General features: G+C 62.7%; 11 protein-coding genes. 10 read left to right on the top strand and 1 reads right to left on the bottom strand.

The features are described from left to right. Nucleotides 1-74 precede the first annotated feature (74 nt). From ACSQ2Z_RS04175 to ACSQ2Z_RS04150, 6 genes are all read left to right on the top strand, one after another. Entirely contained in the window at nt 75-2,540 is a 2,466-nt protein-coding gene (locus ACSQ2Z_RS04175) for a glycogen/starch/alpha-glucan phosphorylase (RefSeq protein ID WP_436080047.1), read from the top strand. After that, a complete protein-coding gene (gene glgB / locus ACSQ2Z_RS04170; RefSeq protein WP_436080046.1) occupies nt 2,537-4,747 on the top strand; it encodes a 1,4-alpha-glucan branching protein GlgB in 2,211 nt (736 codons plus the stop codon). The genes ACSQ2Z_RS04175 and glgB overlap by 4 nt, the downstream gene beginning before the upstream one ends. A gap of 123 nt (nt 4,748-4,870) precedes the next feature. Beyond that, the gene (glgC, locus tag ACSQ2Z_RS04165; protein WP_436080045.1) at nt 4,871-6,130 is read left to right on the top strand and encodes a glucose-1-phosphate adenylyltransferase; all 1,260 of its coding nucleotides are present in this window, start codon (nt 4,871-4,873) and stop codon (nt 6,128-6,130) included. A 3-nt stretch (nt 6,131-6,133) separates the two neighbouring features. Continuing rightward, nucleotides 6,134-7,573: a glycogen synthase GlgA gene (glgA, locus tag ACSQ2Z_RS04160; RefSeq protein ID WP_436080044.1), complete on the top strand. Its 1,440-nt coding sequence runs from the start codon at nt 6,134-6,136 to the stop codon at nt 7,571-7,573. Nucleotides 7,574-7,579: 6 nt separating this feature from the next. Then, nucleotides 7,580-9,208, top strand: a complete 1,629-nt coding sequence (locus tag ACSQ2Z_RS04155; protein WP_436080043.1) for an alpha-D-glucose phosphate-specific phosphoglucomutase — start codon at nt 7,580-7,582, stop codon at nt 9,206-9,208. Nucleotides 9,209-9,406: 198 nt separating this feature from the next. Continuing rightward, complete coding sequence (locus ACSQ2Z_RS04150; RefSeq protein ID WP_436080042.1) at nt 9,407-10,060, top strand: glutathione S-transferase family protein; 654 nt, start codon at nt 9,407-9,409, stop codon at nt 10,058-10,060. Nucleotides 10,061-10,206: 146 nt separating this feature from the next. Here ACSQ2Z_RS04150 and ACSQ2Z_RS04145 read toward each other — a convergent pair whose 3' ends face one another. Next, entirely contained in the window at nt 10,207-10,443 is a 237-nt protein-coding gene (locus ACSQ2Z_RS04145; RefSeq protein WP_436080041.1) for a DUF1127 domain-containing protein, read from the bottom strand. 61 nt (nt 10,444-10,504) lie between these two features. On the opposite strand from ACSQ2Z_RS04145, the gene ACSQ2Z_RS04140 reads away from it, so the two are divergent. The 4 genes from ACSQ2Z_RS04140 to ACSQ2Z_RS04125 all read left to right on the top strand — a co-directional run bounded on the left by ACSQ2Z_RS04140 (nt 10,505) and on the right by ACSQ2Z_RS04125 (nt 15,320). Continuing rightward, nucleotides 10,505-11,431 carry a LysR family transcriptional regulator gene (locus ACSQ2Z_RS04140; RefSeq protein WP_436080040.1) on the top strand — a complete coding sequence of 309 codons (927 nt, stop codon included), beginning with the start codon at nt 10,505-10,507 and terminating at the stop codon, nt 11,429-11,431. A gap of 281 nt (nt 11,432-11,712) precedes the next feature. Then, nucleotides 11,713-13,686 (top strand): glycogen debranching protein GlgX, encoded by a 1,974-nt coding sequence (gene glgX, locus ACSQ2Z_RS04135; RefSeq protein WP_436080039.1) that lies wholly within the window; start codon nt 11,713-11,715, stop codon nt 13,684-13,686. A 79-nt stretch (nt 13,687-13,765) separates the two neighbouring features. Further along, nucleotides 13,766-14,254: a MaoC family dehydratase gene (locus ACSQ2Z_RS04130; protein WP_436080038.1), complete on the top strand. Its 489-nt coding sequence runs from the start codon at nt 13,766-13,768 to the stop codon at nt 14,252-14,254. Further along, entirely contained in the window at nt 14,247-15,320 is a 1,074-nt protein-coding gene (locus tag ACSQ2Z_RS04125) for a DUF2332 domain-containing protein (RefSeq protein WP_436080037.1), read from the top strand. The genes ACSQ2Z_RS04130 and ACSQ2Z_RS04125 overlap by 8 nt, the downstream gene beginning before the upstream one ends. The last annotated feature ends 45 nt before the right edge of the window (nt 15,321-15,365 follow it).

Genomic DNA, 15,365 nt, shown 5'->3' with positions numbered 1-15,365 from the left:
CATAAATCGCTCCCATGTCCCGTTGGTGTTCGCCTCCGGTCTCCCAAACCGCAAGCAGAGGTTAAACCTTTTTCATGATGGATCGTTTGCACAACGAAAAGATTCCGAGTGCCGCCCCCCGGGCCTCGAACTCCGAAGTTCTCGCCGAGGAAATTATCGAGCGCCTGACCTATCGCATCGGCAAGGATCCGAAGGTCGCCAAACCGCACGACTGGCTGACCGCCGCGATCCTGGTTGTGCGCGACCGCATCACCGACAACTGGATGGAATCGACGCGCAAGACCTACTCGAGCAATGCCAAGCGCGTTTACTATCTATCGCTCGAGTTCCTGATCGGCCGCCTGATGCGCGATGCCGTCACCAATATCGGCCTGATGGACGAATTGCGTGAGGCGCTCGCCTCGTTCGGCGTCGATCTCGACGTGATCGCGACGCTGGAGCCGGACGCGGCACTCGGCAATGGCGGCCTCGGCCGTCTCGCCGCCTGTTTCATGGAGTCGATGGCGACGGTCGATATCCCCGCCTATGGCTACGGCATCCGCTATGTGCATGGCCTTTTCCGCCAGCAGATGGCCGATGGCTGGCAGGTGGAACTGCCGGAAACCTGGCTTGCCCACGGCAATCCCTGGGAGTTCGAGCGCCGCGAAAGCTCCTACGAAATCGGCTTCGGCGGCTCGGTCGAGACCGTCAATGTCGATGAGGAAGTGACCCGCTACGTCTGGAAGCCGGCCGAACGCGTCATTGCGACGGCCTGCGACACGCCGGTGGTCGGCTGGCGCGCCAAGCGCGTCAACACGCTGCGCCTGTGGACCGCTCATCCGATCGACCCGATCCTGCTCGACGCCTTCAATGCCGGAGACCACATCGGCGCGCTTCGCGAAAGCAACAAGGCGGAAAGTCTCGCCCGCGTGCTTTATCCGGCTGATGCCACCCCGGCCGGCCAGGAACTGCGCCTGCGCCAGGAGTTCTTCTTCTCCTCCGCCTCGCTGCAGGACATCCTGCGCCGCCATCTTCAGCAATATCCCGACTTCACTTCCCTGCCGGACAAGGTCGCCATCCAGCTCAACGACACCCATCCAGCTGTCTCCGTCGCCGAGCTCGTTCGCCTGCTGACCGACGTCCACGGCATGGATTTCGAGGCCGCCTGGGATATCGCCCGCCACACCTTCTCCTATACTAACCACACGTTGCTGCCCGAAGCGCTCGAAACCTGGCCGGTGCCGCTGTTCGAGCGCCTTTTGCCGCGCCACATGCAGATCGTCTATGCCATCAATGCCAAGATCCTGCTCGAGGCCCGCAAGCAGAAGGCCCACTCAGACCAGGAAGTCCGCAACATCTCGCTGATCGACGAGAGCGGCGACCGCCGCGTGCGCATGGGCAATCTCGCCTTTGTCGGCTCGCATTCGATCAATGGCGTCTCGGCCCTTCATACCGAACTGATGAAGGAAACCGTCTTCGCCGATCTGCACCGGCTTTATCCGGAACGCATCAACAACAAGACCAACGGCATCACACCGCGCCGCTGGCTGATGCAGTGCAATCCTGAATTGGTTACGCTGATCCGCGACGCGATCGGCGATGAGTTCATGGACAATACCGAGGCCCTGCAGGCCCTCGATCCCTTCGCCGACAAACCGGATTTCCAGGAGAAATTCGCAAGGATCAAGCGTTCCAACAAGGTGAGGCTTGCGCAACTCGTCCAGAGCCGCATGGGCATCCGGCTCGATCCGTCGGCGATGTTCGACATCCAGATCAAGCGTATCCACGAATACAAGCGCCAGCTGCTCAACATCGTCGAGGCGATCTCGCTCTACGACCAGATCCGCTCGCATCCGGAAAAGGACTGGGTGCCGCGGGTGAAACTCTTCGCCGGCAAGGCGGCGCCGAGCTATCACAATGCCAAGCTGATCATCAAGCTCGCCAATGATGTCGCCCGCGTGATCAACAACGACCCGGCCGTGCGCGGCCTTTTGAAGGTCGTCTTCATCCCCAACTACAACGTCTCGCTCGCCGAGATCATGGTCCCCGCCGCCGACCTGTCGGAGCAGATCTCGACAGCCGGCATGGAAGCGTCCGGAACGGGGAACATGAAGTTCGCGCTGAACGGTGCGCTGACCATTGGCACGCTGGATGGCGCCAATGTCGAAATGCGCGACTGGGTTGGCGAGGAGAACATCAAGATCTTCGGGATGACAGCGGAAGAGGTCGCCAAGGTTCGCGCCGAGGGTCACAATCCCCGCGCCATCATCGAGCAATCGCGCGAGCTCTCCCAGGCATTGCAGGCGATTGCCTCGGGGGTTTTCTCGCCCGACGACCGCAACCGCTTCTCCAGCCTGATCGACGGCATCTACAATCACGACTGGTTCATGGTGGCGGCCGATTTCGACGCCTATGCCAAGGCACAGCGTGAGGTGGATGCGATCTGGACCGACACAGCCGGCTGGTATTCCAAGACCATTCGCAACACCGCGCGCATGGGCTGGTTCTCCTCCGACCGCACAATCCGGCAATATGCCGGGGAAATCTGGAGAGCCGGATGACATCAGTGCCGAATGACGCCACGCCTGCCGCTCCACCAGCCAGTCTGTCGGCGGAAGAGATTGCGGCGATCCTCGCCGGCACGCACAACAATCCGTTCGCCGTTCTCGGCGTTCATCAGGCGGGCAAGGAGTTCGTCGCCCGCTGCTTCATCCCTGGCGCCGAAACGGTGACCGTCGAGACATTGGCCGGCAAGGAGATCGGCGAGCTTGCCCGCCGGAACGATGCCGGCTTCTTCGAAGGCGTGGTCCCCGTCAAGAAGATCCAGCCGGTCCGCTACCGCGCCCGTAACGAGAGCGGCAAATGGACCGTCACGGATCCCTACAGTTTCGGCCCGGTGCTCGGGCCTATGGATGACTATTACATCCGCGAAGGCTCGCATCTGCGCCTTTTCGACAAGATGGGCGCACATCCGCTGAAGCATGAGGGTGCGGACGGCTTTCACTTCGCCGTCTGGGCGCCCAATGCGCGGCGTGTCTCCGTCGTTGGTGATTTCAACAACTGGGATGGCCGGCGCCACGTCATGCGGCTGCGCCAGGACACCGGCATCTGGGAAATCTTCGTGCCGGATATCCAGGCAGGCGCGATCTACAAATACGAGATCGTCGGCAAGAATGGCGAAGTCCTGCCGCTAAAGGCCGATCCTTTCGCTCGCCGCTCGGAACTGCGCCCGAAGAACGCCTCGATGACAACAGGCGAAATCGACCAGGCCTGGGAGGATGAGGCGCACCGGGCGTATTGGGCAAGCGTCGACGCCCGGCGCCAGCCGATTTCGATCTACGAGGTTCACGCCGCCTCCTGGCAGCGCCGCGAGGATGGCGAGATGCTCTCCTGGGACGAGCTTGCCGACCGGCTGATCCCCTATTGCATCGACATGGGCTTCACCCATATCGAGTTCCTGCCCGTCACCGAATATCCCTTCGATCCCTCCTGGGGCTACCAGACGACCGGCCTCTATTCGCCGACCGCCCGCTTCGGCGAGCCAGAGGGTTTTGCCCGCTTCGTCAACGGCGCCCACAAGGTCGGCATCGGCGTCATCCTCGATTGGGTGCCGGCGCATTTCCCGACAGACGCCCATGGCCTGCGCTGGTTCGACGGCACCGCCCTCTACGAGCACGAGGATCCGCGTCAGGGCTACCATCCGGACTGGAACACCGCGATTTACAATTTCGGCCGCGCCGAGGTGTTCTCCTACCTCGTCAACAATGCGCTCTATTGGGCCGAGAAATTCCATCTCGACGGGCTGCGCGTCGATGCGGTTGCCTCGATGCTTTACCTCGACTATTCGCGCAAGCACGGCGAATGGGTGCCGAACGAATACGGCGGCAACGAAAACCTGGATGCGGTCCGCTTCCTGCAGACGATGAACAAGCAGGTCTACGGCAGCCACCCCGGCATCATCACCATTGCCGAGGAATCCACCTCCTGGCCCAAGGTCTCGCATCCGGTTCATACCGGGGGCCTCGGTTTCGGCTTCAAGTGGAACATGGGCTTCATGCACGACACGCTGCAATATTTCCAGCGCGAGCCGGTGCACCGTAAGTTTCACCACAACGACCTGACCTTCGGCCTGCTCTATGCCTTCAGCGAGAATTTCGTGCTGCCGCTCTCTCACGACGAGGTGGTGCACGGCAAGGGCGCGCTGATCGCCAAGATGGCCGGCGACGACTGGCAGAAGTTCGCCAATCTGCGCGCCTACTACACCTTCATGTGGGGCTATCCGGGCAAGAAGCTCTTGTTCATGGGACAGGAATTCGCGCAGTGGCGCGAGTGGTCGGAAGATCGCGCGCTCGACTGGAACCTGCTCGAATATCCGCTGCACGAGGGCATGCGCCGGCTGGTACGCGACCTGAACGGCACCTATCGCAGCAAGGCCTCTCTTCACGGCCGCGATTGCGAGGGTGACGGCTTCGAATGGCTGATCGCCGACGACCGTGACAACTCGGTCTTTGCCTGGCTGCGCAAGGCACCCGGCGAAAAATTGATCGCCGTTGTCAGCAACCTGACCCCGGTTTACCGGGAGAGCTACACCATCCCGCTGCCCATCGAAGGGCGGTGGAAGGAAATCCTCAACAGCGACGCCGAAATCTATGGCGGCAGCGGCAAAGGCAACGGAGGAGCCGTCCAGGCAACGAAAAACAGCGCAGGCGTCACGACGGCCACCATCACTCTGCCGCCGCTGGCGACACTGATGCTGGAGCAGGATTAACGCACGGCACGGCGGGCTCCCAAGGCCAGCCAGGGCGGTGTGAAGCAAGAATATTTGGAGAATATGCCGATCCGAGGAGATTGGCATATTCTCCGGGAACCATACTATCGGGAGGAAAAATCAATGGAAAAACGCAGCCAGCCCCTTGCCCGTGACGCCATGGCCTATGTCCTTGCCGGCGGCCGCGGCAGCCGCCTGAAGGAACTGACCGATCGCCGCGCCAAGCCCGCGGTCTATTTCGGCGGCAAGGCCCGCATCATCGATTTTGCGCTGTCGAATGCGCTCAATTCCGGTATCCGCCGCATCGGCGTCGCGACGCAATACAAGGCGCATTCGCTGATCCGCCACCTGCAGCGCGGCTGGAACTTCTTCCGCCCCGAACGAAACGAAAGCTTCGACATCCTGCCGGCCTCGCAGCGTGTTTCCGAAACGCAGTGGTACGAAGGCACGGCGGATGCGGTCTACCAGAACATCGACATCATCGAGGATCACGGCGTCGAATACATGGTCATCCTTGCCGGCGACCATATCTACAAGATGGACTACGAGCTGATGCTGCAGCAGCATGTCGATTCCGGCGCCGACGTCACCATCGGCTGCCTGGAAGTGCCGCGCATGGAAGCGACCGGCTTCGGCGTCATGCATGTCGATGACAAGGACCAGATCATCGCCTTCGTCGAAAAGCCGGCCGATCCGCCGGGCATTCCCGGCAATCCGGAGATGGCGCTCGCCTCGATGGGCATCTATGTCTTCCACACCAAGTTCCTGATGGACGTCCTGCGCCGCGACGCGGCCGACCCCTCCTCCTCGCGCGATTTCGGCAAGGATATCATCCCCTATATCGTCCAGAACGGCAAAGCCGTCGCCCACCGTTTCAACCAGTCCTGCGTCCGCTCCGATTTCGAGCGCGAGGCCTACTGGCGCGACGTCGGCACGATCGACGCCTACTGGCAGGCCAATATCGACCTCACCCATGTGACGCCGGAACTCGACATCTACGACAGCACCTGGCCCATCTGGACCTTTGCCGAAATCAAGCCGCCGGCAAAATTCGTCCATGACGACGAGGACCGCCGCGGCTCGGCAACGTCCTCGCTCGTCTCCGGTGACTGCATCATCTCGGGTGCCGCGCTCAACCGCAGCATGTTGTTTACCGGCGTCCGGGTGAACTCCTATTCCCGCCTCGACGGTGCGGTGATCCTGCCGAACGTCAGGATCGGCCGGCATGCGAATTTGAAGAACGTCGTCATCGACAGTCGCGTCGTCATCCCCGAAGGCCTCGTCGTCGGCGATGATCCGGAATTCGACGCCAAGCGCTTCCGCCGCTCGGAAAACGGCATCTGCCTGATCACCCAGGCGATGATCGACAAGCTGGACATCTAAGGCATGGAAGTTCTTTCCGTCGCCTCGGAAGTCTTTCCGCTGATCAAGACAGGGGGTCTCGCCGACGTGGCGGGCGCCCTGCCGGCGGCCCTGAAACCGCACGGTGTCCGCATGCGCACATTGATGCCGGGCTATCCGATCGTCATGCACAAGCTCAAGAAGCCGCAGAAGGTCGGCGGCTTCGACAATCTCTTCGGCCATCCCGCCTCGATCCTCGCCGTCGATCACGAGGGCCTCGATCTTCTCATCCTCGACGCACCGGAACTGTTCGATCGCGACGGCGGCCCCTATGTCGACCGACTGGGTCTGGACTACACCGACAATTTCCGCCGCTTCGCAGCGCTTTCGCTGGCAGCCGCCGAAATCGCAGGGGGGCTGCTGCCGAACTGGAAGCCGGACCTCGTTCACGTGCACGACTGGCAGGCGGCGCTGACCCCGGTCTACATGCGCTTTGGCCCGGCCCATGGCATGCCGGTGGTGCTCACCATCCACAACATCGCCTTCCAGGGCCAGTTCAGCTCCGACGTGTTTCCCGAGCTTGCGCTGCCGCCGGAGGCCTTCTCCATCAGCTTCGTCGAATATTTCGGCGATGTCGGCTTTCTCAAGGGCGGCTTGCAGACGGCGAACGCCATCACCACCGTCAGCCCCTCCTATGCCCAGGAAATCCTTACCCCCGAGTTCGGCATGGGCTTCGAGGGCCTGCTGACGGCGCGGCTTTCCCATCTCAGCGGCATCGTCAACGGCATCGACACCGATGTCTGGAACCCGCAGACCGACACGCATATCGCCGCGAACTACGGCCCCACGACGCTGAAGAAGCGCGAGATCAACCGCAGGGCCCTGTCGGAGTATTTCGGCTTCGACAATGCCCCCGGCCCGATCTTCTGCGTCGTCAGCCGGCTCACCTGGCAGAAGGGCATGGACGTGCTCGCCGAAGTGATCGACGACATCGTCGACAATGGCGGCAAGCTTGCGGTGCTCGGCTCCGGCGATCCATCGCTCGAAAGCGCCTTCCTGACCGCCGCCGCCCGCCATCCCGGCCGGGTCGGGATGGTCACCGGCTATAACGAGCCGCTGTCGCACCTAATGCAGGCCGGCGCCGATGCGATCATCATCCCCTCGCGCTTCGAGCCTTGCGGCCTGACCCAGCTCTACGGCTTGCGCTACGGCTGCGTGCCGATCGTCGCCCATACCGGCGGCCTTGCAGACACGATCATCGACGCCAATGAAGCGGCACTTGCGGCACGCGTCGCCACCGGCTTCCAATTCTCGCCCGTTTCTGCTGCGAGCCTGCGCCAGGCGCTTCGGCGCGCGTTTGCCGCCTACCGGCAACCGAAAGTCTGGGCCCGCCTCCAGGCCCAGGGCATGAAATCAGACGTTTCCTGGGATTTGAGCGCGCATCGCTATGCCGATCTCTATTCCAGTCTTCTTGCGAAAGGCTAAAACCCTATGACCAAAATCGTACAGACAACGCCCTATCTGGACCAGAAGCCGGGAACCTCCGGCCTGCGCAAGAAGGTGCCGGTTTTCCAGCAAAAGAACTATGCCGAGAATTTCATCCAGTCGATCTTCGACTCGCTCGAAGGCTTCAGTGGCGACACGCTGGTGATCGGCGGCGACGGCCGCTACTACAACCGCGAGGTCATCCAGATCGCCATCAAGATGGCGGCTGCCAACGGCTTCGGCCGCGTGCTGGTCGGCCGCGGCGGCATCCTGTCGACGCCCGCCGCCTCCAACGTCATCCGCAAATACAAGGCCTTCGGCGGCATCGTGCTCTCAGCCAGCCATAATCCCGGCGGCCCGACCGAGGATTTCGGGATCAAGTACAATATCGGCAATGGCGGCCCTGCGCCGGAAAAGGTCACCGACGCGATCTTTGCCCGCACCACGGTCATCGACCAGTACAAGATAGCCGAGGTTCCCGACATCAATCTCGACATCGAAGGCAGCCAGGACGTAGACGGCATGGAGGTCGTGGTGATCAACCCGGTCTTCGACTATGCCGAACTGATGGAAAAGCTGTTCGACTTCCCGGCGATCCGCCGGCTGCTCGCGAGCGGCTTCCGCATCGTCTTTGATGCCATGAGCGCCGTGACTGGCCCCTATGCCAAGGAAATCCTCGAAAACCGCCTTGGCGCTGCCAAGGGCTCGGTCTTGAATTTCATCCCGCTGCCCGATTTCGGCGGCCATCACCCGGACCCGAACCTCGTCCATGCCCGCGCCCTCTATGAGGAGATGATGGGCGAGGACGCCCCCGACTTCGGCGCCGCATCCGACGGCGACGGCGACCGCAACCTGATCATCGGCAAGGGCATCTTCATCACCCCCTCCGACAGTCTGGCCATCCTCGCCGCCAATGCCGACCTTGCCCCCGGTTATTCCAAGGGGCTCGCCGGCATCGCCCGTTCCATGCCGACCAGCGCCGCCGCCGACCGCGTCGCCGAAAAGCTCGGCATCGGCATCTACGAGACCCCGACCGGCTGGAAATTCTTCGGCAATCTGATGGACGCCGGCATGGTCACCATCTGCGGCGAAGAAAGTGCGGGCACCGGCTCCAGCCACGTGCGCGAGAAGGACGGGCTGTGGGCGGTGCTGCTCTGGCTCAACATCCTTGCCGTGCGCATGGACAGCGTCGCCGACATCGCCCGTCAGCACTGGACCACCTACGGCCGCAACTATTATTCGCGTCATGACTATGAAGAAGTCGATACCGACGCCGCAAACGGCCTGGTGAGCGCACTGCGCGACCAGCTCTCCACCCTGCCCGGAAAAAGCTTTGGTGCGCTCAAGGTCGCAGCCGCCGACGACTTTTCCTACAACGATCCGATCGACAAGTCGGTGAGCAGCAACCAGGGCATCCGCATCCTGTTCGAAGGCGGCTCCCGCGTCGTCTTCCGTCTCTCCGGCACCGGCACGTCCGGAGCCACCCTGCGCGTCTACATCGAACGCTACGAGCCCGACGCTTCCCGCCACGACTTCGACACCCAGGAAGCACTCGCCGACCTGATCGCCGTTGCCGACGAGATCGCCGGGATCAGGGAGCGGACGGGCCGGACGGAACCGACCGTTATTACGTAAGCGACAGCAAGACACGACAGGGGGACGAAACTGCAGCTTCGCAACCTCGTCCCCTCGCCTTAGTGTGGCAGGTACAAGGCGTCCTGTTGCGGACGGTGATGCCATCTGGTGCCCTTGGCCGACATCCCGACAACGCACAAGTCGAATGATATTCCTGTCCGTGCGAAAGCCGAACCGGCACTATTCAAGGAATGGCATGTGAAACTGTTCTTCAGCCGTAATCCCAACCCTCGTCTCGCAGTCGCCGTGGCACGCTATCTCGACGCGGATGTCGAGTTTGAATATGCCTCACCCTTCGCTCCGGGACAGGCTGAGCGATATCGGCCGCTCAATCCAAATCTTTCACTGCCGATACTGACCGGCTCGGGAAAAAGCCTCTGGGAGGCCGACGCGATAGCCTGCCGGCTATCCCGCGACGCGCATTCCGATTTCTGGCGCACCGGCGACGACCAGCCCGAAATGATCCGATGGCTCAGTTGGGGCAAGGAGAACTTCGCAAGAGCCTGCGACATGGTCCATTTCGAACGCGGGACCAAACAGCGGTACAGGCTCGGCCCGATTGATCAGGGCCGGGTCGAGGAGGGATTCCGTCGCTTTCGCACGGCCGCGGCAATCCTTGAGGCCGAGCTTTCCGAGGGAGGATGGCTGGTCGGAGATTCGGTTTCCTATGCCGACTTCCGCATGGCAGCCTTTCTGCCCTTCAACGATGTCGCTGGATTGCCGCTCGAGGATTACCCGTCTGTCGGCCGCTGGTATCGTCAACTCGAAGCAATCGACGCCTGGCGCGACCCCTTCGAAGGGCTGGACGCGCCGGCATTGCCGCCGGTCCCGGGACACGCCACCTCCAGATGAATCTCGATTAGAGCGACCATGCAGTCAGGGTGACGTCGAACGTCGGAACTGCCTGTCACTGTCACACAAGCTCGACCTGCCACGGCCGCCATCGGACATGCTGCCAGGGCGTGAGCCGGGCTGGCGCGCCCGCGGTCCCGGCAGCCTTATACCAGGAACCATGACTTTGAGACCTCGCTTCTGGCTTCTGAGCGCGTCACGCCGATATCCTGAAGTTGCTCGTCGCTGAGTTCCGATAGCGCGATCCGGCTCCTGCGCTTTTCGAAGTAACGCGCCGCAAGCGACAGGAACGCCAGCCCTCGGCTTGGCATCAATATCCAGCGTGACCGGACGCGATCCGGCGCCAGCAACTCCGTTGCGTGATTGGGTATGTTCATCGTCATCTCGGTCAATCTCCGTTCGATCCTCCTCACGATGCACTGGATTTTATCCTTAAAGAAGCTTATGTTCTTTATTCAATCCATAAGGAATTCTTTGGTGAACTTCGACCAGCTTCAGTCCTTCGTTCATGTTGCCGAGCTCGGAAGCTTTACCGCCGCCGCCGAAAAGGCTGCACTCACGCAGCCGGCCGTCAGCCTACAGATAAAGCTTCTGGAACAGCGGCTTGGCGTCCGGTTGATCGAGCGTGTCGGCAGGCGCGCGCAGCCGACCCCGGCGGGCCTTGAGCTTCTCACCCACGCGAGGAGAATCATCCAGGAATTGGCCGATGCAGCAGAGTCGATGGTACCCCACAGGAGCGGCGTCGCCGGACGCGTCCGGATCGGAAGCGGCGCAACGGCCTTCATCCACCTCCTGCCCCTGGCCATCTCAAAGGCCAAGGCCAGAATGCCGGGGCTGGATATCACGGTTCGCATCGGAAATGCCGATGACATCCTGCGCGACCTGGAGGCAAATTCGCTCGATCTTGCGGTGGTCACGATGCCGGCATCGGGACGATCGCTCGAAGTCGAGGCGTTCTACGAGGACGAACTTATGGCGGTCGCGCCGAAAGGGGCCGAGATGCCTGCAGCGGGACCGGATGCGGCATTCATGAGCGAAAAGACGCTCCTCGTCTATGAAGGCGGCAATACGCGTCGGAGCATTGAGGAATGGATGTCCGCCGGCGGCGTGCGGCTGAAGCCTGCCATGGAATTCGGCAGCGTCGAGGCGATCAAGGAACTCGTCGCAGCTGGGCTCGGCTGGTCTATCCTGCCCGGACTATCCCTGAGGCGGGATCGGACCGGCTTTCTGGAGGCCCGCCCGGTGCGCCCGAAGCTCGTCCGCCGCCTGGGCATCGTCGTTCGCCGCGACAAGCATCTCACACGCGGCCTCAGGGAGGTCATGAAAGCCTTGCGCGAAACCAAGGCAGCCCCTCTCTCGTCTACCGCGTAGCATTATTTATTTCCTCGGTTTGCCCGCTCTTCTCCCCGGCGGGGAGAAGGTGGCGCAAGGCGCCGGATGAGCGAGAGCTGCTTGCTCCCCGCCTGCCGCCCCCTCATCGCCTCGCTTGCGCTCGGCACTTCTCCCCGCCGGGGAGAAGAGGGAGATCCACCTCCCCCTTGAGAGGAATGTCAACAATCCGCTTGCAACCCGGCTCAAAGCAGGGGCAAATCGCTGTCAAACCAAGCTGATATCCAATCTTCGTTCCCGCCAGCAGTCCCAAGGTGACCCCGATGCCGAACCCGCCCGCCCCCTCGCCCCTCGGCGCCACGATCGGAGATGACGGCACCACCTTTGCAGTCCATTCCACCTCCGCTGCCGGCATAGAACTCTGCCTTTTCGATGCAACGGGAGACATCGAGTTGCGCCGCCTGCCGATGCAGCGCGGCGAGGACGGCGTTCACAGCCTGACCGTCGCCGACGCAGCCGCCGGCACGCGTTATGGCTTCCGCGCCTGGGGAACCTACGCGCCGGACCAGGGCCTCTGGTTCGATCCCGCTAAATTGCTTGTCGACCCTTATGCCCGCCAACTCGACCGCCCCTTCCGCCACGATCCGCGCCTGTCGGTCTTCGGCGAAGACACCGCCGATCTTGTGCCGAAAGCGATCGTGACCAAGCCGGTGACGGCCCAAATAGCCGCGCCGCTTTTCCAGGCCGGCGGCCTGATCTACGAAGTCGCCGTCCGCCCCTTCACCATTCTGCACCCCGAGATCCCCGAAAACCTGCGCGGCACCGTCGGCGCGCTGGCGCATCCGTCCATCATTGCGCACCTGAAACGCATCGGCGTCGCGGCCGTCGAGCTCATGCCGATTACCGCCTGGATCGACGAACGGCATCTGCCGCCGCTCGGCCTCACCAACGGCTGGGGCTACAACCCAATCGCCTTCATGGCGCTCGATCCCCGCCTGGTGCCCGGCGGCATGACGGAACTGCGCGATACCGTGGCAGCCGTGCATGCGGAAGGCGTCGGCGTCATTCTCGACCTTGTCTTCAACCATTCCGGCGAAAGCGACCGGCTGGGTGCGACGCTCTCGATGCGCGGCCTCGACAATCACACCTATTATCGCCACGCCAGCGGCCAGCCCGGCGAACTGGTCAACGATACCGGCTGCGGCAACACCATCGCCTGCGACCACCCCATCGTGCGCCAACTCATCCTCGACAGTCTCCGCCACTTCGTGCTCTCCGCCGGCGTCGACGGCTTCCGCTTCGATCTCGGCTCGATCCTTGGCCGCGACCAGAACGGCTTCCGCAGCGACGCCGCGCTCTTGGCGGAAATGCTGGCCGATCCGCTCCTCAAGGACCGCGTGCTGATCGCCGAGCCCTGGGACATCGGCCCTGGCGGCTATCAGCTCGGCAATTTCCCGGCCCCTTTCCTTGAGTGGAACGACCGCGCCCGCGACGACCTGCGCCGCACCTGGCGCGGCGACCGCCACGTCGTCGGAGATCTGGCAACGGCGCTGGCCGGCTCCTCGAGCATCTTCTCGCGTAACGGCGGCATCGAGACGCGCAGCGTCAACTTCATCGCCGCCCATGACGGCTTCACGCTGATGGATCTCGTCTCCTATGCCGGCAAGCACAACGAGGCAAACGGCGAGCACAATCGCGACGGCCACAACGAAAATCACTCCTGGAACAACGGCGCCGAGGGTACGACGGATGATCCGGAGATCGTCGATTTCCGCCGCCGCGACGTCATGGGCTTGCTCTCGACGCTGTTTGCCACGCGCGGCACAGTCATGCTGACTGCCGGCGACGAGGCCGGACGCAGCCAGCGCGGCAACAACAATGCCTATTGCCAGGACAACGCTATCACCTGGGTCGACTGGACCGCGCTGGACGAGGACCTGATTGCACACACCGCGGCCCTGTCGCAGATCCGCCGGCGCTTCGACGTTTTCCGCGCCACCACCTTCTTCACCGGAAATGGCGATGTCGAATGGCTCAGACTCGACGGTCAGCCGATGACCATCAGCGATTGGGAAAGCCCCGCGACCGATAACCTGATGATGGTGCTTGTCACCGGCGACGCCGTGCAGAACCGAAGCACCCGCCTTGCCGTCGTGATCAATCGCAGCCACGCCCCGCATCCCTTCCAGCTGCCGGTACGGCAAGGTGCCTGGTGGCAAAGCCTTCTACCTTCGGCCGGCGCCGGTCTCGGCATGATCGCGGCGCGCAGCGTCGGTTTCCACGTCGAAATTTTATAAGCAAGAACCGCGCGCCTGTTTGCCGTTTTTCAAACGAGCGGCATATACAGAAGCGGGATGTTTTTGATCGGGAAAGAGAATGCCGCAAGAAATTTCACTGTCTGACGTCAAGGATCTGGTCGGCAAGGAGATCGGGATCTCCGACTGGATCACGGTAACGCAGAAGACCATCGACGGTTTTGCCGATGCCACCGACGACCACCAGTTCATCCACACCGACCCGGTGCGGGCGGCAGCCGAAACGCCCTTCGGCGGCACCATCGCGCATGGGTTCCTGTCGCTCTCGCTCTTGTCGGCGATGAACTACAATTGCCTGCCCAAGGTGCGCGAGCAGACCATGGGCATCAACTACGGCTTCGACAAGGTGCGCTTCATGACGCCGGTGAAGTGCGGCGCCAAGGTGCGCGGCCGCTTCACCATGGCCGAAGCCCGCTTCCGCGGTGCCGGCATGCTGATGGTCACCTACGACGTCACCGTCGATATCGAGGGCGAACGCAAACCGGCACTGACCGCCAACTGGCTGACGATCATCCAGTTCGACCCGAAGGACCGACCGCACGATGCCTGACGCCCAGACGACAGAGCAAACCATCCGTCTCGCTTTCGTCATGCAGGCAAGTTCCTGCCGGGGTCTCGGTTCGCCCTTCACCGCAAGCCTGTGCACGCTCGCCGCCGAGCGGTTGACTGTCGCCCATCCAGTCGGCGAGAAAATCCTCTCGTGGCTTGGCGATCCCTCGCCCTACGGCGATTCCGTGCCGCTTCGGCTCGCCGGCGCTCTGCATGCGCTGGTGCTGGCCGGCGCCGACCCGCAGCTCGCGGCTGTCTATCCGCCCAATGCCGCAGCGCCGGACGATCTCTGGAACGCCGTAGAACATGCCTGCCGCACGCATGTCGCCTTCATCCTCGATCGCCTGAAATCGGCGCCGCAGACAAACGAGGTGCGCCGCTCCGCAGCCCTGCTTCCCGGCTTCCTGACGATCTCCAGCCTGTTCCGCAAACCGCTGGTGCTGTCGGAAGTCGGCGCCAGCGCCGGGCTCAATCTGTATTGGGACCACTATGCCTACCGGTTGGGTGACATGTCCTGGGCCTTACAGCCATCGCCGGTCCTGATAGCGCCTGAGTGGACCGGTCCGACGCCGCCCAACGTCCCCGTTGAGATCGCCAGCCGCGCCGGCTGCGATCTCAACCCGCTGAACCCGGCGCGCGAGGAGGACGCCATGCGGCTCCTCTCCTATCTCTGGGCAGACCAGACCGACCGGCTGGAACGCACGCGCCTTGCCCTGGCGATCGCCGCCGCAAACCGCCAGATCGTGGAGCGCGCCGATGCGGTGGATTGGCTGGCGCAACAGCTCCAGCCCGTTCATGACGGTCAGGTTCATGTGATCTACCACACGATCGCGTGGCAATATCTGCCGAAACCATTGCAGGAAAGAGGCGAGGCGCTGATCGCTGCCGCCGGAGCGCGCGCAACTGAGAGCGCGCCGCTTGCGCGGCTGCAGATGGAGGCGGACGATCAGAAACACAGCGCGGCGCTCAGCCTGCAAGTCTGGCCGTCAGGCGAAAAACACCCGATCGGCCGCGCCGATTTTCATGGCCGTTGGGTGGAATGGATCGGCTGGCCCGGCCTGCATTGAGACTGATTGGCTCCGATATCGTGGCAACCGCCCCTCACCCTAACC

Source organism: Pararhizobium sp. LjRoot235 (genome assembly GCF_964254145.1).
Lineage (GTDB): Bacteria > Pseudomonadota > Alphaproteobacteria > Rhizobiales > Rhizobiaceae > Pararhizobium.
The sequence above is the reverse complement of the archived record's forward strand: the minus strand, read 5'-3'. Positions and strand labels throughout refer to the sequence as shown.

Excerpts from the sequence above, each read along its gene's own strand:
- ACSQ2Z_RS04175 (WP_436080047.1), top strand. The coding sequence starts at position 75 with ATGATGGATCGTTTGCACAACGAAAAGATTCCGAGTGCCGCCCCCCGG.
- glgB (WP_436080046.1), top strand. The coding sequence starts at position 2,537 with ATGACATCAGTGCCGAATGACGCCACGCCTGCCGCTCCACCAGCCAGT.
- glgC (WP_436080045.1), top strand. The coding sequence starts at position 4,871 with ATGGAAAAACGCAGCCAGCCCCTTGCCCGTGACGCCATGGCCTATGTC.
- glgA (WP_436080044.1), top strand. The coding sequence starts at position 6,134 with ATGGAAGTTCTTTCCGTCGCCTCGGAAGTCTTTCCGCTGATCAAGACA.
- ACSQ2Z_RS04155 (WP_436080043.1), top strand. The coding sequence starts at position 7,580 with ATGACCAAAATCGTACAGACAACGCCCTATCTGGACCAGAAGCCGGGA.
- ACSQ2Z_RS04145 (WP_436080041.1), bottom strand. The coding sequence starts at position 10,443 with ATGACGATGAACATACCCAATCACGCAACGGAGTTGCTGGCGCCGGAT.
- ACSQ2Z_RS04140 (WP_436080040.1), top strand. The coding sequence starts at position 10,505 with ATGTTCTTTATTCAATCCATAAGGAATTCTTTGGTGAACTTCGACCAG.
- glgX (WP_436080039.1), top strand. The coding sequence starts at position 11,713 with ATGCCGAACCCGCCCGCCCCCTCGCCCCTCGGCGCCACGATCGGAGAT.
- ACSQ2Z_RS04130 (WP_436080038.1), top strand. The coding sequence starts at position 13,766 with ATGCCGCAAGAAATTTCACTGTCTGACGTCAAGGATCTGGTCGGCAAG.
- ACSQ2Z_RS04125 (WP_436080037.1), top strand. The coding sequence starts at position 14,247 with ATGCCTGACGCCCAGACGACAGAGCAAACCATCCGTCTCGCTTTCGTC.